Genomic DNA, 21,613 nt, shown 5'->3' with positions numbered 1-21,613 from the left:
TGCCAACAGCCGTAAACTTCAATATTTGGTTAAAAGATAATATTTATACTGATATTTATTAATTTAACTCAACACACATATCTCTAGAATAAGGAACAGCGACGTTGCAATGCTTTGTTGAGTAAAGCTTGATATTCTTCATCTTTAACGCGATGAGCGCCAAATCTTTCCAAATGAGGATTCATCATTTGAGCGTCGAAAAACACAAATCGCCTCTGACGTAATCTTTCTACCAACTTTACCATAGCCACTTTTGAGCCTTCGGGAATGCGGTAAAACATCGATTCGCCAATGAAAGCACCGCCAATGACAATCCCTAAAATTCCCCCAGCTAGTTCGTCACCCTGCCAAGTTTCAAAACTATAAGCATAGCCAGTCTGGTAAAGTAACCAGTAAATCTTTTGTAATTCTGGTGAAATCCAAGTTGTTTCGCGGTTAGCACAACCAGCCACCACAGCTTCAAAATCCCGATTAATCGCCACACTAAAACGTTCTTGGTTAAGGACGCGCTGCAAAGACTTAGGATAGCGAAATCGTTCATCCAAGGGTATGAAAGTCCGATCGCTACTTCCATACCAATTCAGGCGATCGCGCTCATCAGCCATGAGAAAATAACCTTGAGCATAACCTTGAACAATAGCGGCGATATCATATTGCATAAATATAAAAAAGACCAGAGGAACGCAATTTGCTGCTAACAGTCATTCTCTGCGTTCCTCTGCGTTTGCCTCAGCGTTCCTTTGCGTTTAAAAACATGACTCAACCAATCCCACCGATCACCTTACCACCGCCCGAAAATCCTCAACTCGAAGGTCAATGGTTGCAAGAGAGTCTATTGCGGTGGCTAGATACAGAATTCATCCCCGAAGCAGTCAATCAAAATATTGCCCAACGCGCAGCACAGATTTTTATGCGCCAACGGATGGAAGGAGAAAACGACTTAGGCTCTCTGGTAATTGCCATCGTCACAGAGATGCAGTCGTTTGATTTTTCCAAAAGCTTCTATGGAGAGTTTGCGATCGCCAACGCCGTCAGCGATCTACTCTTAGAAAGTCTGGGAATTGATAAGTGTTGTGGTCAATAATTTTTGTCATTTGTCACTTGTCATTTGTCTAAAACTAATGACTAATGACCAATGACTAATGACTACCAGCTAGACTTAACCACTCCAGGCAAAAGACCTTCATGCGCCCATTCTCGTAACACGTTCCGAGACAGCCCAAAGTCGCGGTAAACACCTCTAGAACGACCAGTTACCCAGCAACGGTTACGGCGGCGGGTGGGCGCACTATTCCGGGGTAGCTGTTGAATTTGTCGGTGGATTTCTAGCTTATCAAGGGGAGATTCTGCACTTTTGAAATCATCCAGCAGAGCTTCTCGCTTATCAGCATACTTTTCTACCAACTTGGCGCGTTTTTTCTCGCGCTCAATCATGCTCTTTTTTGCCATACATTTTTTAGTTTATTTAAAGACAGCATTTTCTATTCTACAGTCTACCCGTCAATTCTAGGGCGACTTATGTTCTCTACCCCATCACAACTGGCTTATTAGCAGCAGGGCATAAATCTGCAAGCTCACAAGCAACACAAGCGGGAGAGCGGGCTTTACAAATAGCACGACCATGATAAATTAGCCGAATTGACCAATTTTCCCAATCAGTTTGTGGCAATAGCTCCATTAAATCTTGTTCAATCCGAACGGGGTCTGTATGTTCAGTTAAACCCAAGCGATCGCTCAGACGCTTAACGTGAGTATCTACTGTTACCCCAGCATTAATGCCATAAGCATGAGCCAAAACTACATTTGCTGTTTTGCGCGCTACACCTGGAAGCTGCAACAGTTGCTTCATTTGGTTGGGGACAACAGAGTCAAACTCGGTAACAATCATCCGACAAGCGGCTTGAATATTCTTGGCTTTATTGCGATAAAACCCCGTCGAACGTACCAAGTTTTCTAACTCTACCAAATCCGCGATCGCCAAACTAGCTGCATCGGGAAACCTACTAAATAAAGCTGGTGTCACTTTATTCACTCGTTCATCAGTACACTGAGCCGAGAGAATTGTTGCTACCAGCAGTTGCACCGGCGTTGAGTAGTTCAAAGAGCAAGTAGCGTCTGGATAAAGATATTTCAAACGAGCTAAAATTTCTAGCGCCCGTTGCTTTTTAGACAGAGATTTACGGGTAACGCTCACTGGATTTTTAGTTAAAATGCCTTAAAACTGAGTCCGTTTCGATAACTTGCACCAATGCCAATCAGCACCCTTACCCACACTGCAATTTATTGCAGCGGCTCATAGCTCAAATTCACGCAAGCGTGGATTTAACCGTGACTCAGTCTTCTTTAGAAGATTGCTACTAGCCTAGGAATGATTCCTAGGCGGTTGTTGAGAGAAGTGCAAGATCTCAGTTTCAAAAGACTTTAGCTATTAGCTTTGGAACTTAATTCCCCAGCGTGATAGCAACGAAGTCAGAGGTTAAAAAGATGTGGCTAATGATCAGGACTTCAGTCTGATAGCGTGAAGCAAATTTTGCCAGAGGCTCACTGGAACAATTTTTGCACCCAATCTAACTGGGTAGTTAATTGGGTGGTTTCTTTAACTATCAGAAAAATTCCTAATCCTAACAGTAGCACCAAACCAGTTTGCATAACACCTTCTTGAATGCGATTGGGCAAGGGCTTACCACGCAAACCTTCAATCAGCAGAAAAGCAAGTTGTCCCCCATCCAAAGCTGGTAGCGGCAAAATGTTAATAATTGCTAGGTTAATGCTGATCAGTGCTGCAAAAAAGAATAAGCTGCCTGTATCATTTTGGGCAATATTGGCACCAATTTCCACAATTTTAATGGGCCCAGCTACTTGACTAGCTGTTTCGCCAAAGTTGGTGATTAATTGTCCAAAACCTTTAAAAGTCGTTGTTACAAGTCGCTGAAATTCTATAGCACCAAAATTCAAAGCTGCTACAGGATTAGTAATACGACGACGCACAATTTTTCCATTGGGAGCAAGTCCGATACCGATACTGCCTCCACTGGACTTAGCTTCAGGAATCACATTCACCGATAGCTTTTGGTTGCCACGGGCAATTTCTAATTGAACGGGCTGATCTGGACTAGTTTTAATGATGTCCCTTAAAGTCTCTATCTCTTGCAGCGATTTACCAAATTCTCTTTGATTAGCCGCTATAATGACATCTCCCGGCTGGATTCCGGCTTTAGCTGCTACAGAACTAACATCTGGTGCTAGCTGTTGGATTAATACTCCATTTTGGCTGGCTTCTCCTATGCCGATGAAACTAACCTGGGCCACCAGCAACATGTAGGCAAATATTAAATTTGCTATTACTCCGGCACTGATGACAATCGCCCTGTCTAAAATTGGACGGTTACGCAGCAGATTCGGGTCATTGGGTGGAACATCGCTATCGGGGTCATCATCGGGAAAGCCCACAAAGCCACCCAAGGGAAATGCACGAACAGCATATTCGGTCTGCGATCCTTGGTACTTCCAAAGAACTGGACCAAAACCCAAAGAAAAGCGGTTAACGTAAATACCTTGAGAACGTGCTGCAACAAAATGTCCCAACTCGTGAACCAAGATCAGAACAGCCAAGACTGCGATCGCTGCTAAAACTGACATAGAGCAAATTAGTGAAGATATTAAGCTATAGACTTATCTCCATTTTAAGATGTGTCACAAGATAGGACTTCTCTCAATGGGATATTTCCGTCGTCTATTGGTCATTAGTCATTGGTAAAGGACAAATGACTAATGACAGAGGACAACTAGAATTACAATACCTCACGTCCTAAATAAGGTTGCAACGCTTCTGGTATCTTTACTGTGTCATCAGGTTGTTGATAGTTCTCCAGAATTGCTGCCATTGTTCGTCCAACCGCCAAACCAGAACCGTTAAGGGTATGCACGAACTGAGTACCTTTTTTCCCTGCTTCTTTGAAGCGAATATCAGCCCGTCGCGCCTGGAAGTCCATAGTATTAGAACAGCTGGAAATTTCGCGGTATTTGCCAGAGGATGGCAGCCAAACCTCTAAATCATAGGTTTTGGTTGAAGAAAATCCTAAATCCCCACTGCATAAGCTGACTATTCGGTAAGGCAGTTGCAACGCCTGTAAAATCGCTTCTGCATTCCCTACCAATCTTTCCAATTCCTCAAAAGAAGTGCTGGGATGGACAAATTTTACCAGTTCTACCTTATTAAATTGATGCAGGCGGATTAATCCTCGCATATCGCGCCCATAACTCCCAGCTTCACGACGAAAACAGGGAGTATAAGCACAGTGGTAGATAGGCAAGTCTTCAGCGGCGAGAATTTCACCCCGGTAGAGGTTGGTAACAGGCACTTCCGCTGTGGGAATCAACCATAAGTCATCATCAGCACATTTAAAACTTTCTTCAGCAAACTTGGGTAGCTGACCAGTCGCCGTCAAAGACGCAGTATTAACTAATAACGGCGGACTGACTTCTATATACCCAGCTTCAGTCTGGACAGAAAGCATAAATTGAATTAATGCCCTCTCCAGTGCTGCACCAGCACCTATCAAGGTTATAAAGCGACTTTGAGCAACTTTTACAGCCCGCTCAACATTGAGAATACCCAGCTTTTCGCCGATTTCCCAGTGTGGCAGAATATTCGGGTTTTGGGGAATGTACTCATCACCCCAACGACGCACTTCGACATTCTCTTCCTCACTCTTACCAATGGGTGTGGAGTCGCTTGGTAAGTTAGGAAGTGCCAGCAAAAGTTGTGCAATTTCAGCTTTGAGGTCTTTTTCCTGCGGTTCCAGTTCACTCAATTGAGTTCTAATGGAATTGCCTTCATCCCGTAGAGTCTGAATTTCTGAGTCTTGAGAATCGATACCAGATTTGATCTTTTGTCCGACTATTTTACCAATTTCGTTGCTACGAGCTTGGAGTTGGCTCCGCGTCACTTCCAGTTCCCGTTGTTGCCGATCTAGCTGTAATATCGGCTGGATGTCATATCTACCACTGCGACTATCCAACCGTTCCTGAATTAATTGTGGATTTTCCCGTATTTGCTTAATATCCAGCACAGATTTTTCTCAGTCTTTCGCCTAGTATCTTCCTGCCAACACATCAGCAGCATATAGTAATTTTGCCTTCCTGTAACTGGAAAAACAAAATTTGTTAGAACAATCAGTCTTGGTTTAAAAATTTAGCCCTAGCATCGTTACCAAGGCTACGAAAATAGATAATTCGCCAAATCAATCAGTTTTGAGGTTCTTTAGTAACTGTTGTATTAGTAACTTGAGCAAGACCCTGACCTTTCCCATTACCGTCATTAACAGCTGCAAAGGTCTTTTGATTTACAGTCATTTGTTCCTTCTCATCTCTAACTTGTCCAGCAGGCGAAGGCAACCAGTATGCAAGTACACTTGATAACCCACCCCAGTAAAGTGCAAGATTCTCCTTGTCCCGTACTGAGCCGATTTGGAAAACACACAGTCCAAGCACAATGGTACTAAAGAAAACCTGTATACCAAATTTCCATGCTTCTTGATTTTTCATGGTATTAAGACTTCCAATAAAGTTTAATCTCGTCCCTATGCCAAGTGTGGCATTACCTATTAAAAGGATGTTACTCCAGGAACTATTAATAGAAGTCTTCACACCTAGGATTGATTGTTTCGCAAAAGTTAGGATAAACCTTTTTTATTTATCGGGAAGCAAGTCAAAATTACTCCCACTTTGCCACTCCTGCTGCTAAGGTCGGTTGATGCGATTGAGTAGCCAAAGTGACCCTACAAGACCTGCAAAATGCGCTGAGACAGTATTAGTGTTGGCTTGTACCACAAGCATATCTAAACCACTAATAATTCGGGTAGGGTCAAAAAACTGGGTAGTTATGGCTTGGGGAGATATAGATCTTGCTACCAGAGTACCAACGATCGCTTGCGCCCCCAAAAGAGTCACTAGCGTTCCCGCTAAATTCACCCACAGGCCCAAACGCAATACTTGCACAGTCTCGCTTTTACGAGGTCGGTTACTGGGATTGGAGGATTGCAGTTGTCTGCCGATTCTAGTGTAGCGATAAGCCAAATAAATACCTCCACCCAAAACAATCAGTCCACAAACTGCTAAAAAGACACCAAAACCAGTTCCAGGGTTATTACTAGGACTGCCAGATCTTTGACTAAAGATGGCGAACAGCAGCACAATTATGCCAGAAACAACGCCTAGTACTAACTGAATCCAAAAGCTAATCCAACCTATAAGGCGAAAAGTTTGGGCAATTGCTCTGAGAGTAGAGGAAGACGATGGAGCGTCGGGGATTTGTGACATAACTGATCACCAAGATACTAGGCGCTTGATAAGTTTACTATCACACTTACCAGATGAACCAATAGGATCTCAAGTCCAGAAAGTTAGAAGTACTGAAGAATGGTTGGACAGTACAACCCGCAGAGCGATCGCTCTGCTAACGCCTTTGCTATGTGTATCGTAGAGAAGGGCGAACTGAATTTTGGTAACTCAGTACTGAATGCTCGCTTGTGTGTGTTCACTAGCAGAAAGGTTATAACCAAAACATCTGGTTTAGCTTAATCTTTTAGAATCGACATTGGGAAAATCACTGTCAAACAAAGTGTTTATTAAGTTTTACAGACAAAACGGCATTTTACCTGTAAAATTTCTTCGATAGCATCTTATGCTTAAGCAGTTCTAACCCGCTCGGCATCGCTTAACACTAAGACTCTGGCTTTGCCATTGTCTAAATTGCTCCTCACAACACCGTATCGAGCTTGGGTAGGGGTGTAATATGTTGTACCCCTAAAACTCGCAAATTTTTCCCACAACTTTACAGAGGCGTGGGTAATCATTGTGTTGTTTGCATTTTGAAAATCTGGCCCAAGTAGCATTATATACTTACTCATTTTGTAGTAAAACTATATACTGACTACAATCCTTGTAGACCTTACCCTAAGGCAGTTTTTTTAGCCATTCACTAACCATGAAACTTGAGGATATATATCAATTCTTTGAGAATCCTCCGCCAACTTACCTCTGTCAGGAACTAGCAGTTTGTTACATACTGTATGTTTTGCTACAAGGTGAATCCTACGGAACCGAGTTGATCCAGCGACTAGAAACTGAATATTCCACATATAGACTTTCGGACACTGTGCTTTACAGTGCGATCAAATTTCTTGAAGACCAAAGGGCAATTACTGGATACTGGAAGAAACTCGAAGGGCGAGGACGCCCTAGGCGGATGTACCAAGTTTCTCCAGAATGGCAAGTTCAATCACAGGATTTGGCTTTTCTTTGGCAAGATTACATAAACGGAAGGACAAATTAAGGAATATATTGATAATGAATAAGTCTCCTCCAGTCGCACAGTAACAAACAGTTATGGATACTGCTATTCTGCCATCTACGTTGCTGCTAACCTTGTTGTTATCGGTTGGACTGTTTTTCTTTATTCGTGCTTCGACCAAAGACCGTACACAAACAGTGCAACTAGTATCTCAGCAAGATGAAGCTACTTTAATGTCTCAATTAAAGGAGTATTTTCGCTTGCGGTCTTACCGAGTGGCAGCGGTAGACCGAGAACAAAACCAAGTAACTTTTGAAGGGTTTGTTAGACCCAGCTGGTTCTTAGCTATATTTTTGACTGTGCTGGCATCCACTGGCTTTGTTTGCTTATCACTAGTTCTGTCGCTACTTTTTCCTGGTCTCAGTAAGCTTTCTCTCGCTATGGTGCTACTGTCGCCTTTGAGTGGTATATTTTATTGGAAAAAAGCTGGAAGACTTGAGAAGGTGTCTCTCAAGGTAGAAGCAACCCAGAGCGAACAACCCTCCCCAAGTAAGATAACTGTAGTTGCTCATCGAGATGAACTCATTGAATTGCAGAGGAACCTACAGTTAAAGGCTGGTGAATAATTGCTGGTTTTATTCACTATCCTCTATCTTCTGATATGCAGACTTCTGACTTACTCCTTGAGCAATGAACAGTAGGGAGAAATAAACAACTAGTGCTTTCTTTATCAATTTTCCCCACAACGCGAGTCGTGGGGAAAAATTTGATGTTGAAAGAGCGTATTTAACAATCTACCTGGATGCAAACGCAACTTCACTAGCGTTTTATATCCTCACTCCCTTCTGTATCATCTGACTAGTAATAATCAATTCATGCAATTAACCTAGTGTGGTTGAAGACGAGTTGATTTTCCAAATACCTGGACTAGCCTGACTGGCAAATTCAGTTACAAACTAAAAAAAAAAGAACTTTTTGCATAAACTGAGCAAGTTTGCCAGTTAAATGATTGTCAGAAGCCACACTATAATTTGTCAGATGACCATTTATGGTTCACCTACTAGCCAATGCAAGGGGTTCTTGACTAGATGAAGGTTCTAACACCCTCAGGCTAGGAAACAAGAAATGGTTTTCCTCTACGTATTGAGCACCAAACAGTCCCTTTTCTGCCCAGAAATAACGGTCTGTGGTGTGTTCGTTTCGCTTTACGAGTAGCAACGCCGGTGGCAAAATACCTTCAGCTTGAATGAATTTTCTCGCTGCTGTCACAGGTTTCTCTTCGCCACTTTCGATGCTATATTGAGGCACATGTTCCAGAATTCGCCGTCCTTCTTGGCGACGACGACTTTTCCTTTTACGTCTCCTTGCCAACCTATTGTCCTCCTCTTTCAAGCTATAGATTGTAGTGATAGCTACAAAATCCGTCGTCATTATATAAGTTCTAGTTCAAAATATCAATAGTTATTAACCTTTTGATACAAGAAAAATAATATCTTTTGAAGATATATAAATTAAAAGTAGCTAAGGATATAATCCCCTGGTACAAAGCATCACTAAAAAGATTCAGTTAAGCTTTATTAAATGAGTGAGGGAAAACGAAGTGTTCTTTTTTATCATCCCTCAAAGTCTGTAATTCTGAGCAAATGCTAAAAAATGTTAATGTCTGCCAGTTCTGATTTTCTTGCTCTGTGCCGAGAGCAAATATCACTGCTCACCCAAGGGTTAGGAGCATCTTTGAGTGTTGTGTACTTAACACAAGAATTGGTAGAGTCGAGTTCAGGTGAGGCGAAACTAGTTCCTGTAATGATTTACCCGGAGACAGCAGTATTAGGGCAAGGAGAAGAGACTGCTGAGTCAACAGTACGCAAGCAACTGAAAGTAGGAAATGTATTGGTATTACCCAACCATCAAGGAAGATTGTTGTTAGCGGGGTCAGATCCCATCTCATCACGGGAGTATAAGACACCAGATACTTCTCAACCTCATTTAAGAGAAGAATACTTGCTTGGTGGCAACCAAATTGTCTTACCTCTAATCTATGAAGGTGTGATGATGGGGTTACTGGTGACAGGTAGAGAAGACCGCGTATGGAATGAACACGAGCAAAGTGAAATTCAACGGATAGCTCAAACATTGGCGATCGCCTGCATTTTAGATCAGCGACGAGCATGGTTGCAACAGCAATTACATGAACAACAAATTATTCAAGAAAAACAGCGAGATTTGCTAGATAACTTATTGCACCAGTTTCGTAACCCACTAACAGCATTGCGGACTTTTGGCAAACTACTATTAAAACGACTGCGACCAGCAGATGCTAACCGAGATGTGGCAAATAGTATAGTGCGGGAAAGCGATCGCCTAGAAGAATTGCTGCAACAATTCGATAAAGTAATTGACTTGACAGAGGCAGATTTAGCACCCCTCTCACTTCCTGGACATGAAGTATTTGTAGAAGCAACTGTCCAAAAAAATGCCAAACCAGCGCTATTATTGCCGGGAACGGGAGACAAAGAAACTGATTGCTCGTTAGCAGAGATATTAAAGCCATTATTAGTATCAGCCAAAGCAATAGGGCAGGAGCGAAATCTCAAACTAATAGCTGAAATTAAGCAAATGCCACTAGTACGCGCCAATGTCAAAGCGTTACAAGAGGTATTGAGCAATATCATTGATAATGCATTGAAATACACTCCCGCTGGTGGTAAAATTTTGATTCAAGCGGGGCAAAAAAAAGCTAACTTCCAAGGAATTGTCATCAGTGATAACGGGCCTGGCATTCCACCCGAAGATTTAGAGCATCTTGGAGAACGACATTACCGGGGTGTACAAGCGCAAACAGAAATTCCTGGTACAGGTTTAGGGTTAGCGATCGCCAAACAATTAATAGAGCAAATGCAGGGCGAAATTGAAATTTTCAGCCCTGGTATTAACTCAGTAATCACTTCACCCGATGCACCAGGAACTACATTTATTATTTGGTTGCCGGAAGTTAAAAGTTAGTCACAAATCAATGCAGTTTCTTTTTTCAGACAATTAAGATATACAGCAATATTATGCTTTCCTAACTAACCTGACGATAAAAAATGCTAATTAGATGTGTCAAGATTTATTCATTTCAAGATAGCATCTCAGCTAAGCGCAACCTCGCTCCACCTGAATCTACTTCAACTAGTGAAGAAGTTAACTTATCAAACTGCAAAGGTACTTTTATCTGGTCACTATCACCTATTAAGTCAGAGAGTTTAGGTAGTTCATCTAATAACTTATCATCAGGATACGATCTAAGAGCAACATGGTTAGTATTTTTGTCATTGATAAAATTGGCAATTTTACCTTTAAGAGTCTCAAGATCACCAAGAAGTGAAATAATTCGGTATCTATCAAATTTACTATCGCCTTCATGACTGCGATAGTAAGAATTCTCACTTTCATGAAGAGTCAGCTTTAAATACATAGAAGCAAGAGCATGGATAATTTCTACAAATTCAGATTGTTTGACAAACTTAGGCGACTTTTTATTGAATAAATCAAAATATCCACTCGGCTTATGATTATTATATTGGTCTAATATTTTTATTTTGATAGAATCATTTACATTAAGAATATTATTAATTATATCTGTAATTATTGGTTTGTTGTATGTATTGTCTTCAATGCCTGCAAAGAAGATATTATATACATATATTCCCAGCATATTTAAATAATAGACACAAGGATCAATATCTTTGTAATAAACACCCTCCGAGCTTGATATCTGAGTCATATCTTCAAAGTTTGGAGATTCTAATTCTCTAACATCATTGTTCGGCTCAAAAAAGTCACTTTTAAGAGTCAAATTAGAACCTACAGAAGATTCAACTTGCAATAATACATTTTTGGTATTATTTTTAGACTTTATTATAATCCAATCTCCCTTTTTAATATTATCTTTATAAAGTGACGAATCTAGAAATTGGTAGCTACATTTATAAAATGGAGTGTTACCTATGGCGTTATTACTAATTGCTATATTTTTTAAAACAATCTTCCGACGCACAAACGCTAAATAATTTGGGACAAATGGATTCCCTATATCTCGATTAATTTTTGTGTATACAAAGTCTCCTCTCAAATCTTTCTCATAAGAATCTCTCATCTTATATACTTGAAACCTGATATTGAGAGCATTTGGCTCACCATTTCTCTCAATTACAGCTAAGTTTGTTGGATGTAGCTCACTAAATGAAAAAGATGATGAATTAAGAGAACGGCTAACTAAGTCAGAGATTTGATCCAGATACCAAAATCCTTTTACAAAGCGATTATGTAAATTATTTTTATCTAATGTTTGTAGTTCTTTGAGTGTTTCTAAAAAGCTGGGAGTGGTGGAACTGTTGCCGCTTTTCCATGTGCGATCGCAAAGATGATTTTTGGCTTTTCTAAAACCGAAACGTTGGCTTTCGTGCAGTTCCATTAGACGATCAAGCACAAGATTTACAGATTTATTAGCACTACCATCACTATAGCGACTTAAGGAATAAAAAGTATTTTCTGCCTTGTAAAGCATACACTTCAGAATAATTTCAACAATTTCGGCAGGAGCATAAATTGTTGAACTTTTATGAAGCTTAAAAGGTTCAAATACCTGAACTAGACTTGGTTCACTAGATTGAAAATTAGAAACCATGAGATAATCTTCCATTATCTCATCAACTTTTTTATCCTTTTTGTCATACATTCGGATATTATCATAAAAGCGTTCTGGCGACTCTCCACAAGTCAGCAAGTCAAATAAAATAGCTCCAAAACCGAACAAATCAGTTCGTTCGTCTTGCCGTTTGTACAAAATAATCTGGGTTTTTTTATCAGGTCTAAAATTTTCCTTTGCTTTTGAATTTAATTTAAGAGTAATAGTTATTGATGAATTTTCACTTTGTTCATCAATCACAATTGACTTAATGTTATATATCTCTGTGTTATTATTACTAAACACTACAACATCAGTATCCTCAATGATTGTATCTCGAAGTTTAGGATCATAAGCAATGAGCTTGACATCATTAGTATCTACTTGAACTTCTACATCACAAATATCAAAAAAGTCTTTTTGCTCAGGCGAACGATAATGACGTGTACCAAGAGGTAACTCTGCATTTGCTCCCGGTAAAGCTGCGGGTGTTGGCTTTTCTCCTGGTAAAAGGAAACCTAAATCACCAATTACAGCCTCAACAAAAACTCCCGGTTTTCTCACGAAGATGTTTGCAGGTTTCAAATCAAGGTGTAATAGTTTAGCTTTATGAAGAGTTACAAGACCTTCGGCAATATCGACTAAATAGGGAAGTATATCAGCTATACGATCTTCAAAATTCATTTGTCTGAGGATATCGTATCCTGTCAGCTCATATATTTTTTCCTTAAGTGCTTGTTTATTTGCATCAAGTGTCTGTTTATTTGCATCAACTGATACTATTCTATCTATTACATCTTCTACTTCTTGGCGAGATTCTAACGGTTCAGGTAAGAAAATTTTACTAGTAGTAGCGTTTTGTTGAATCGTATATTTTTTAATACCTCCTTCTAAAAGGTCTTTAAGTGTCGCATCATATTTCTCTGTTACAAGAGCATAATTTGATATTCTAAATGGTGCAAAGAAGTTCTCTAGCTTCTTATATACTTGTGATTTTTGAAATTCTCTAGTCCAACCTACTGTCCTAATAACACCAACAAGGTTTGTATCTCTTTTAATCTGCGTAATTAGTTGTGTCGAGTTGATTTCATTATCAAAACGGGATTTTACAATATCTGCATCAGAATGTCCATAAAGGAGTTTAACGGCAAATCTATCTTCTCCGTTACTATCATAGACTGCAAATACTACACCAAAAGTCCCATCACCAAGTTTAATAGGCTGATGATTTTGAGCATCAAGTGTAAAATAAAAAGTCTGACTATTCACATCTCCGGTTTTAAACGAATAATTAGGGTCAAAATTTTGTGATTGAAACATAGTAATTTACTCCTGAGCCAAGATAAATACAAAATATTCCTTGAGAGAGTTTTTGGGATGGTACTCAACCAGTATTGCTTTTTTAACTACATTTTCATCTAATGAAACGACTAATTCAGAAAGTGTTTCAAACTTCATAATTTCACCAGCTTTATATTCCGTAAACTCGAAAGTTTCCGACAACCCTGGCGACAAATTATTTATATCTATTGGTGGTAAATTACCTATCCAAATTTCTACTTTTACAACTCCATTTTGATTAATAGATAATCCAAATTGTTGCTCACTTTCAATTGTTCTAATATATCCCCACTCATTTTCGCACAGTGGTATTAACTTGATATCGCCAATTAAAATTGATTTCTCTTCTGGTGTCTCATCATTTTTCCACCAATCTTTTTGATTAATAATTAGATGAAAGCCACTACTGAAAGGAATATTTTTAATATCTAATTTAAATGTTTTTCCTGATTCTGTCCTCTGATTTTTTGGTGTATTTTTTGGCAGAAAAGCGAGGGATTTTTCTAGATTTTCTGTCGAACCTTCGAGACTGGGATTTTTAAATTTTATAGGAGTAATGATAGCTAGAGGTCTATCCTGCTCACCTATTATCCCAAAATTAATATTTATTGCATTATAGGTATTAACGTTGTTTGTGTTTCCTAGTTGCAATTTTAGTTCTTCAAGTGAAATACCTGTAAAACCTGAAAACTCAAATTTAACCTTGGGTATAAATCCCTGAATTAACTCAATTATGTTTAATAAGTCTTGACTTCCAGGCATTATTTTTTGTCCCTATATGCGATCGCTTTAAGCTAAAATGCCAGTGCTGTATAGTCTATTGAAGTTATTTTCAATAAACTACGGTAAATTAGGCTTGTCTTACCTCTAGAGAGCTTCTATCAATTTGCAGAAGAGGGAATACTGTCAATATACAGCACTTACGTATGTGTTACAAGTGCTATTGCGGCTATTCCTGAAAGCAAAAAAAAATTTGGGAGTATCCCAAATTTGTAATAATAGTAGAACGTGAGTTTTAACCTAGACTAATAACTATTTTGACTATCTGGTTGAAACCAGCAAATTTTGATTAATCGTCATTTGTAGATCGGTATCTGGGTCAATTGCGATTAAATCAACACTATTTTTACCAAAGAACAGACCAATTAACGCACCTATACCAGCGCCACCCAAAACTTCTTCTGTGGCGATCGCGCGATCGCCAGTAACAGCAGATACCGCTGCTGCTGCTCCTGCACCTAATACAGTATTCTTCAGAATTGCACCAGTACTAGTCCCCTTTTTCACTGTTTCAGTTTTGGTAATTACTTCGGAAGTAGCGTTAATTTGATACTCTTGACCTGTAGGCAAAACTAGTTTTTCAGCAACGAATTGAGAACCGCCTTGAACTGGTTTAAGTTGACCAATCACCTGAGTACCAGCAGCAATCACCACACTTCCTTGTTGAGTAACTACATTTTGGTTTACTGTAAGTGTCAAAGGCGCTGTTTCATCTTTAGTGACAAGAATTTTTTCAGCCTTATCGTACTTCACAGGAATGGTAGTTCCTTGTGGAATAGTTACAGCTACCGGGGTTGGTGTTGTAGGCTGAGTAGCCACGATATAGGGTGAATTAATTGCTGAGGCTTGATTAGAACTGACCAACGCTTGGTAGATAAAAGCAGCTACCTGTGCCCGTGTGGCGGTTGTGGCTGGATTTAAAAACTTCACATTAGGATAGTTGACTACAATTTGCTTCTCAATCGCCGCAGCGATGGGGCGACGGGCATAGTCAGCAATGCTAGAGGCATCGTTGAAGTATTGCAGAGTGCTTGCGGTATCACCGCTAGGAGTATATCCCAAACCGTTGGCGAGAGAAACCAAGACCTGCTGACGGGGAATAGCCTCGTTAGGTCTGAAGAGATTGCCAGGATAACCTGACAAGAAACCGATGGTATAAGCTTGCTGAATTGCACTGGATGCCCAATAATTACTTGGCACATCAGCAAAATTGATTCCTTGCCTTTGCTGTGCTTTTTGGAAAGCTTTGTTAACCATAGCGGCAAATTGAGCGCGTGTTACCGCTTGTTCTGGGCGGAAGCTACCATCAGGAAATCCGGCAATTACACCTCGCCCAGATAATTCTTGAATAAATTGTGCTGCCCAATAGTTAGATGAAACATCATAAAAAGTAGTTTGAGCCAAAGATGGTGCGGCTGTAATAAAGGGCGCTACAGTACCTACTGTAATGCTCAAAGCCATGAGTGCAGATGTTCCAGATTGCCAATTTTTTAAAGCAAACATTAGTTTGTTATTTCTCTACAATTATTTTTTCTTCTGTTAATTAACTAGACATTAATAAAAGTATGAAGTTCCTAAAAGATTAAGCTGATTATTGGCTAATTTTAAAAGTGAAAACATTGAATATCCTAATTAGACAATTAGAGACGTTGTATTGCAACGTCTCTTCAAAGATTATGGGTCACGTAAATTGTTTTATTCCAAGCTTATTACTTTATATTTAACCAGACGAGACATTAATAAAGCAGTTGCTTGAAAATGAATATTTTTTACTATTAAGTAGCATTTAAAAAGAATAACTCTTATCTAAAAATGAAGCGATCGCACACTCTAGTTGAAGTAGCGATCGCTATTCAGGGATAATTAAAGTCACGACTTAAAAAGAGTTAAGCTTAGTAGCGGTACGGTACTAAGTTCAAGTTAGAGTTCAGTGTTAGTCTCAAATCTTGTTCAGGTCTGAGGACAAAAACAGTTGCTTCTTTTTTCCGCAACAGCACACTTGCGGCTGCACCCGCAGCACCACCAATAATAGGTTCCAATACCTCAATTCTGCGGTTGCCTGTAATTAAGGAAATGACACTAGCAGCACCAGCACCAATAGCTGCATCAGTTAATATACTACCAGTATCAGATCCCTTGGAAATTTTTTCAGTTCTGGTATATGTCCTAGAAGTTGCATTAATCTGCTGACGTTGACCAGAGGAAAATACTAATTCTTGGGCTACAAATCGCACACCTTGTCTATTGTTATTATTGTTATAATCCCTATCTCTGTTGCTATCTCTATTGTTATAATCCCTATCTCTGGAATAACTGTCCAGGTTTACAGGTTCTAGCCGTCCCACAACTTCAGTCCCAGCAGGAATTAATACATTTCTGTTCCTATCGATAATGTCATTTGCTATTTTCAGCGTTAGGGATAAACTTTCCCCAGGAGTAACAACAACTTTATCTTTGTCGTAGGTAACAGGAAAAGATACATTAGCAGGAATAGTAACTGTTCTAGATTGCCCAATATTGTATTGTGCATTAGCAGGAGCAAAGGCAATCATCGGGGTAATAGCACTTGTAGCAACTGCCATAGTCATGAGTGCAGCGGTTCCAGATTTCCAGCGAAGAAGGTGTGTCATAAGAGGCTTTCCGTGAGTGCGAGTGATGTATTTAATGACGATGAGTCACTGAGATTGTTTCTGATTGTTTTTGAACCTATCTATAGATATATTCCGAAAGTGAAGGTGTTTATATGACGTCAAATATGTGCGGTCGTTCCTAAAGATTTTTGTCTTGCTAATGTGCGTCACTCAATAAGAAGTAAGACATTTATATGACGCATAATTACTGTAACTGTTCCTGAAGCTTGTTCTAATGCTTACGTCCACATATTTATAGCCACCGAATAGAAGTGAAGGGACTGACTGTGAACTCTTACTTAATATTTTAGGTTTATTTGCTATGACTTAGGAAATACTTTCGTTTTCCTTTAGAATTGCTAAAGTCAATTTATAGAATAACTATTAATGGAACCGAGTGAAACACAATACTTGATTATCAACGCACTTACTACTCTAGATTTACTCGGTAATACGTTCTATGATGAAGAAAGTGGCAAATGCTAAACACAAAAGCGTTAGCAGTAAAAGACTAGCGGCGAGTTGTTTGATACGGTTGCTTTCTTCGAGAAGATTAATAAAAGTCTCTGGTTTTATAGCTTTACTTTTAAACCAGTTGTTGGCAAAGTTAGAAATTTGGTCATCGTCAAAATCAGCAACTTCTACCTCTGTAAATTTCTCAAAGGTATACTCCCGTGCTGCAATTCGGTAGGTCATGACAAACTGATGACTTACGAGCTATCTGCGTCAAGAAGTTACGCGATAACGGTTGCATTGGCTAATCTCACAATCACCTAAAAGCCAGTCTCTATCTAAAGAGTACAGATATGTAAGGCAATGTTAGGGTATGTCAGCCTAAGTTTGAGCGAAATCTCCCAGTCACAGTTGAGAGAGTGGATTTAGTCAATCAATAGATTTTAGGAATACGTCAATATTATTCAAAAAATTTACCTCTAGAGATGAAGTGCTGGCTACTGTAACGTTGATTATAGTGATTGGTTCTCTCATGCTTGCAGTTATCGATGAAAAAATTCGTCCGCAATTTATGGATTTAACAAAATTTGTTGTAGGTACATATAGTGGACTATTAATACCTCGGTCAGGGTCAAATGATCGCGATACTCCATAAGAGTCACTTCTCTACGAGAGGCTGCGCCAACGCGATCGTAATTAATCAGACTAAAATTATGTCTTGGTGGCTACAAGTCGGGGAACCAGATAAACGAAACCTGCCAGCGCGGGTTTTAATGTTTTACGACTATCTACAAAAAGCGATGTCTCCTCTTATTTAGATAGTCATGGCGAAGAGAATTTCTGGCTACCCCTGTTTTGGAAAGTAGCGAAACCTGGAGAAGTTGAGTAAAAATCATCTCTCTCAACTCCGAGAACAACTCTTCTTGGCTTGTTTTCGTCTCGGTCAACTGGGGTAAATAAGCGAAAGCCTCCGGGTGAGTTTAATTTTTCTCTGAAAATAGCAAAAATTATTCATGCAACAAGAAAAAGGCAGTCATTTTATTGTTAATTTTTGTAAAATTGAAGTCTTCAAGACTAGAAACCTGATATTTAGATAGCTAAACTAACAAACAGTGCATCTGTACTCTTAATTATTAAAAGTAGATGTGGCGCTATAGCCTGAATGATCCCAGTACAACTTATCCTCAAAAACTTTCTCAGTTACCGTGATGCAACTTTAGATTTTCGGGGTTTGCATACGGCTTGTATTTCTGGTTCCAATGGTGCGGGTAAATCTTCCCTTCTGGAAGCGATTACTTGGGCCATTTGGGGCGAAAGCCGCGCCACAACCGAAGACGATGTTATTCATTCTGGCGCGAAAGAAGTTCGGGTTGATTTTACATTCCAAAATAATCAGCAAAAATATCGAGTGATTCGTACCCGAATTCGGGGTGGAACTGGCGCCCTAGAATTTCAAATAGAAACCGCCTCTGGGTTTCGTCCCCTTACTGGCAAAGGAGTCAGGGCGACACAGGATTTGATTTTAGAACACATCAAGCTCGATTACGATACTTTTATTAATTCTGCCTACCTACGTCAAGGTCGTGCAGATGAATTCATGCTCAAGCGCCCCACCGAACGCAAAGAAATTTTAGCAGAGTTGTTGAAACTCAATCAGTACGATGATTTGGAAGAACGGGCCAAAGAATCTTCCCGTCAGTTTAAAGCACGGGCGGAGGAGTTAGAACGTTCTTTAGACTCAATTAAAACTCAACTGCAACAACGTGAGACAACCGAGACGCAAAGAGCCGAGTTAGAAGCTGAACTTAACCACCTGCAACAGGGGCAAGCTTTTGACAGTATTCAATTACAAAGTCTGCAAGTTGTCGAGCACCAGCGACAAAATTGGGAACAACAACTCAGCTTTGTTAAACAGCAATACCAGAATCTTACTCAAGATTGCGATCGCCTCCAACAAGAGCGGTCAACTACTCAAAGCCAGCTATCAGATCTAGAAAAAATATTAAATCAACAAGCTGAAATTAAAGCTGGATACGCTCAATACCAAAGTCTGCAATCTCAAGAAGAAGCTTTTGCCACTAAATTTGAAGAATACACCCGCGCCCAACAGACTCGCCAACAAAAGCAACAACAGCTTACCAAACAAATCCACGAAATTGAACGGCAACTGCAACAAGCCCAAGCCCAACTCGAAGCTTTGCAGCAGCAAGAGCGAGATATTCAGCAAACTCTCACTAAATCAGGTGAAGTAGAAGCAGCTTTGGCACAACTGACAGCAGCGCGTCACCATGTTGCTCGTCTAGATCAACTGCAAATGCAAGTAACTCCCTTGTTGCAACAACGAGCCACTTTACAAAGCCAACTAGATCGCACTCATGCTGGTTTAGTAGCACGACTCGAACAACTGCAAAGTACAGAAAACCAACTCCAACGCTCCTCACAACGCCAACCACAACTCCAACAAGCGGTGATGGATGTGGCAATACAGATTGAGGAGTTGGAGAAAAAACGGGTTTATCTGCAAAGAGTGCAGGAAAAAGGACAAGAGAGGCGTCACTTTATTGAACGTCTGCAAGCTCACCAACGTGACTACGAAAAACTACTGGGAGAACTAGAGCAAAAATTACAAATGCTCCAGAATCCCAATGCTCTTTGTCCTTTGTGCGAGCGTCCTCTAGATGAACATCACTGGAGCCGTGTGGTGGAAAAAACCCAAACTGAGTTACAAGATACTCAAGGGCAGTTTTGGGTAGTTCGAGAACAAATGGCTGTATCAGATCGGGAAATTCAGGTACTTAGACAAGAGTATCGAGAAATATCTCAGCAGTTAGCAAGCTACGATGGTTTACACGAACAACGGGGACAGTTAGCAGCACAGTTGGAAGCTACAACTGATGTGCAACAACAGCTACAACAAATTGCTGCCGAAAAGCAACATTTAGAGCGATCGCTCCAAGCAGGTGATTACGCTCCCGATAAACAAGCCGAACTCCAGCAGCTAGATCAATATCTGCAACAAGTTAATTACAATGAACAAGACCACGCCCTCGCGCGGAGCGAAGTTGAGCGGTGGCGGTGGGCAGAAATTAAACAAGGGCAGATAAAAGATGCTACCAAGCGACAAGCGCAACTAGCAGCCCGAAAACCAGAACTACAAGCCACTATTGCTCAATTACAAACTAGAATTCAGCAGTATCAAACTGATTCTGACTGTGCTAAACAAATCGCGGCTCTTGAGCGTCAAATTGTCGAAATTGGCTACAGTTCAGAGCAGCACAACAACCTACGCATGTCTGTACGTCAAGCTCAATCTTGGCATTTGCGTTATCAACAACTGTTATCAGCCGAGCAGCAGTATCCTCAATTTCAGACGAGATTACAAGAGCTAGAAGCATCCAGAAACGCCAGATTAACCGAGCGGCAAAACCTTGCTAACCAAATTGAAAGCATCATCCAGAAGTTAGAAGCAACAGCCAACCCATCTGCTCAAATTCAAGCTTTAGAGCAACAGTTAGCAATCCGCAGACGGCAACTTGATGAGCAAATAGCAAAGTTAGGGCGTTTGGAACAGCTAGCTCATCAACTAGAAACACTGCAAATTCAGTATGAACAACAGCAGCAGCAATTGCAATCTTGCAAGCAGCAATATCGTGTTTATCAGGAATTAGTCCAAGCATTTGGTAAAAATGGCATCCAGGCACTAATGATTGAGAATGTGTTGCCTCAACTGGAAGCCGAAACTAATCAACTGCTCTCACGATTGAGTGCTAATCAGTTACATGTACAATTTATTACTCAAAAAGCTGGACGCAGTGGTAGGTCAACGAAGAAAAATGTCAAGCTGATAGACACCCTGGATATTTTAATCGCTGATGCTAGAGGAACGCGAGCTTATGAAACTTACTCTGGTGGTGAAGCCTTTAGAATTAACTTTTCTATCCGTTTGGCTTTAGCGAAATTATTGGCACAGCGGGCGGGGGCGGCGTTGCAATTGTTGATTGTGGATGAAGGATTTGGCACACAAGATACAGAAGGTTGCGATCGCTTGATTGCGGCGATTAATGCGATCGCTCCTGATTTCGCCTGTATCCTCACCGTTACACATATGCCCCACCTCAAAGAAGCTTTCCAAGCCAGGATTGAAGTCAATAAAACCCAGCAAGGTTCGCAGTTACATTTGTTAGTTTAATCAATTACTACAGTTTGATTTGAAAGATAAAACAACGTTGAAAAACAGAAAATTTCTGAGTAAGTATCAGACTACTCAACAATAATAATATATTATTTGATTTCTTCTGAAACTCAAGTTTTTAATCAGATTTTTGATTAGAATTTACGATAAAGCAGTGTATTAAAATACAAACTTTTACAAAATATAGTTTCCCTAATAAATTTAGTTTTTGGGATTGGGAATAATTTTCTCTACACTCAATTTCCCTTAGCCAA

At 40.1% G+C, this 21,613-nt stretch carries 20 protein-coding genes; 6 read left to right on the top strand and 14 right to left on the bottom strand.

What is annotated here, in order from left to right; all coding sequences use genetic code 11:
* Positions 1 to 83: 83 nt before the first annotated feature.
* Positions 84 to 659, bottom strand: coding sequence for a leucyl/phenylalanyl-tRNA--protein transferase (gene aat, locus HCR01_RS05090; protein ID WP_193195083.1), 576 nt, complete (start codon positions 657 to 659; stop codon positions 84 to 86).
* A gap of 95 nt (positions 660 to 754) precedes the next feature.
* On the opposite strand from aat, the gene HCR01_RS05085 reads away from it, so the two are divergent.
* Positions 755 to 1,084 (top strand): hypothetical protein, encoded by a 330-nt coding sequence (locus tag HCR01_RS05085; RefSeq protein WP_193195081.1) that lies wholly within the window; start codon positions 755 to 757, stop codon positions 1,082 to 1,084.
* 62 nt (positions 1,085 to 1,146) lie between these two features.
* Here HCR01_RS05085 and rpsN read toward each other — a convergent pair whose 3' ends face one another.
* From rpsN to HCR01_RS05055, 6 genes are all read right to left on the bottom strand, one after another.
* The gene (gene rpsN / locus HCR01_RS05080) at positions 1,147 to 1,449 is read right to left on the bottom strand and encodes a 30S ribosomal protein S14 (RefSeq protein WP_191758068.1); all 303 of its coding nucleotides are present in this window, start codon (positions 1,447 to 1,449) and stop codon (positions 1,147 to 1,149) included.
* A 76-nt stretch (positions 1,450 to 1,525) separates the two neighbouring features.
* A complete protein-coding gene (gene nth, locus HCR01_RS05075; protein ID WP_193195079.1) occupies positions 1,526 to 2,194 on the bottom strand; it encodes an endonuclease III in 669 nt (222 codons plus the stop codon).
* A gap of 347 nt (positions 2,195 to 2,541) precedes the next feature.
* A complete protein-coding gene (gene rseP, locus HCR01_RS05070; RefSeq protein ID WP_193195077.1) occupies positions 2,542 to 3,639 on the bottom strand; it encodes an RIP metalloprotease RseP in 1,098 nt (365 codons plus the stop codon).
* 152 nt (positions 3,640 to 3,791) lie between these two features.
* A complete protein-coding gene (gene serS / locus HCR01_RS05065) occupies positions 3,792 to 5,072 on the bottom strand; it encodes a serine--tRNA ligase (RefSeq protein WP_193195075.1) in 1,281 nt (426 codons plus the stop codon).
* Between the two features lie 175 nt (positions 5,073 to 5,247).
* The gene (locus tag HCR01_RS05060; protein ID WP_193195073.1) at positions 5,248 to 5,547 is read right to left on the bottom strand and encodes a hypothetical protein; all 300 of its coding nucleotides are present in this window, start codon (positions 5,545 to 5,547) and stop codon (positions 5,248 to 5,250) included.
* A 195-nt stretch (positions 5,548 to 5,742) separates the two neighbouring features.
* Complete coding sequence (locus tag HCR01_RS05055; protein WP_193195071.1) at positions 5,743 to 6,321, bottom strand: DUF3611 family protein; 579 nt, start codon at positions 6,319 to 6,321, stop codon at positions 5,743 to 5,745.
* Positions 6,322 to 6,420: 99 nt separating this feature from the next.
* On the opposite strand from HCR01_RS05055, the gene HCR01_RS05050 reads away from it, so the two are divergent.
* On the top strand, positions 6,421 to 6,582 hold the full coding sequence (locus HCR01_RS05050) for a hypothetical protein (protein WP_193195069.1): 162 nt from the start codon (positions 6,421 to 6,423) through the stop codon (positions 6,580 to 6,582).
* 107 nt (positions 6,583 to 6,689) lie between these two features.
* Here HCR01_RS05050 and HCR01_RS05045 read toward each other — a convergent pair whose 3' ends face one another.
* Positions 6,690 to 6,911, bottom strand: coding sequence for a hypothetical protein (locus HCR01_RS05045; protein WP_193195067.1), 222 nt, complete (start codon positions 6,909 to 6,911; stop codon positions 6,690 to 6,692).
* Between the two features lie 77 nt (positions 6,912 to 6,988).
* Here HCR01_RS05045 and HCR01_RS05040 point away from each other — a divergent pair, with 77 nt between their 5' ends.
* Positions 6,989 to 7,336 carry a PadR family transcriptional regulator gene (locus HCR01_RS05040; protein ID WP_193195065.1) on the top strand — a complete coding sequence of 116 codons (348 nt, stop codon included), beginning with the start codon at positions 6,989 to 6,991 and terminating at the stop codon, positions 7,334 to 7,336.
* A gap of 53 nt (positions 7,337 to 7,389) precedes the next feature.
* A complete protein-coding gene (locus HCR01_RS05035; RefSeq protein WP_191758062.1) occupies positions 7,390 to 7,920 on the top strand; it encodes a cofactor assembly of complex C subunit B in 531 nt (176 codons plus the stop codon).
* Positions 7,921 to 8,347: 427 nt separating this feature from the next.
* Here HCR01_RS05035 and HCR01_RS05030 read toward each other — a convergent pair whose 3' ends face one another.
* Positions 8,348 to 8,665, bottom strand: a complete 318-nt coding sequence (locus HCR01_RS05030) for a DUF3155 domain-containing protein (protein WP_191758061.1) — start codon at positions 8,663 to 8,665, stop codon at positions 8,348 to 8,350.
* 282 nt (positions 8,666 to 8,947) lie between these two features.
* Here HCR01_RS05030 and HCR01_RS05025 point away from each other — a divergent pair, with 282 nt between their 5' ends.
* On the top strand, positions 8,948 to 10,297 hold the full coding sequence (locus tag HCR01_RS05025; RefSeq protein WP_193195063.1) for an ATP-binding protein: 1,350 nt from the start codon (positions 8,948 to 8,950) through the stop codon (positions 10,295 to 10,297).
* 115 nt (positions 10,298 to 10,412) lie between these two features.
* On the opposite strand, the gene HCR01_RS05020 is transcribed toward HCR01_RS05025, so the two are convergent.
* The 5 genes from HCR01_RS05020 to HCR01_RS05000 all read right to left on the bottom strand — a co-directional run bounded on the left by HCR01_RS05020 (position 10,413) and on the right by HCR01_RS05000 (position 17,410).
* A complete protein-coding gene (locus HCR01_RS05020) occupies positions 10,413 to 13,283 on the bottom strand; it encodes a protein kinase domain-containing protein (protein ID WP_193195062.1) in 2,871 nt (956 codons plus the stop codon).
* A gap of 6 nt (positions 13,284 to 13,289) precedes the next feature.
* Complete coding sequence (locus HCR01_RS05015) at positions 13,290 to 14,066, bottom strand: hypothetical protein (RefSeq protein WP_193195060.1); 777 nt, start codon at positions 14,064 to 14,066, stop codon at positions 13,290 to 13,292.
* A gap of 279 nt (positions 14,067 to 14,345) precedes the next feature.
* Entirely contained in the window at positions 14,346 to 15,587 is a 1,242-nt protein-coding gene (locus HCR01_RS05010) for an S-layer homology domain-containing protein (protein ID WP_193195058.1), read from the bottom strand.
* Between the two features lie 389 nt (positions 15,588 to 15,976).
* Entirely contained in the window at positions 15,977 to 16,714 is a 738-nt protein-coding gene (locus HCR01_RS05005) for a conjugal transfer protein TrbI (RefSeq protein WP_193195056.1), read from the bottom strand.
* Positions 16,715 to 17,155: 441 nt separating this feature from the next.
* The gene (locus tag HCR01_RS05000; protein WP_193195054.1) at positions 17,156 to 17,410 is read right to left on the bottom strand and encodes a hypothetical protein; all 255 of its coding nucleotides are present in this window, start codon (positions 17,408 to 17,410) and stop codon (positions 17,156 to 17,158) included.
* A 919-nt stretch (positions 17,411 to 18,329) separates the two neighbouring features.
* Here HCR01_RS05000 and sbcC point away from each other — a divergent pair.
* Positions 18,330 to 21,356: an exonuclease subunit SbcC gene (sbcC, locus tag HCR01_RS04995; protein WP_193195052.1), complete on the top strand. Its 3,027-nt coding sequence runs from the start codon at positions 18,330 to 18,332 to the stop codon at positions 21,354 to 21,356.
* Positions 21,357 to 21,613: the final 257 nt, after the last annotated feature.

The organism is Nostoc sp. MG11, from assembly GCF_014904695.1.
Lineage (GTDB): Bacteria > Cyanobacteriota > Cyanobacteriia > Cyanobacteriales > Nostocaceae > Komarekiella.
This window is presented reverse-complemented; position numbering and strand designations above follow the sequence as displayed.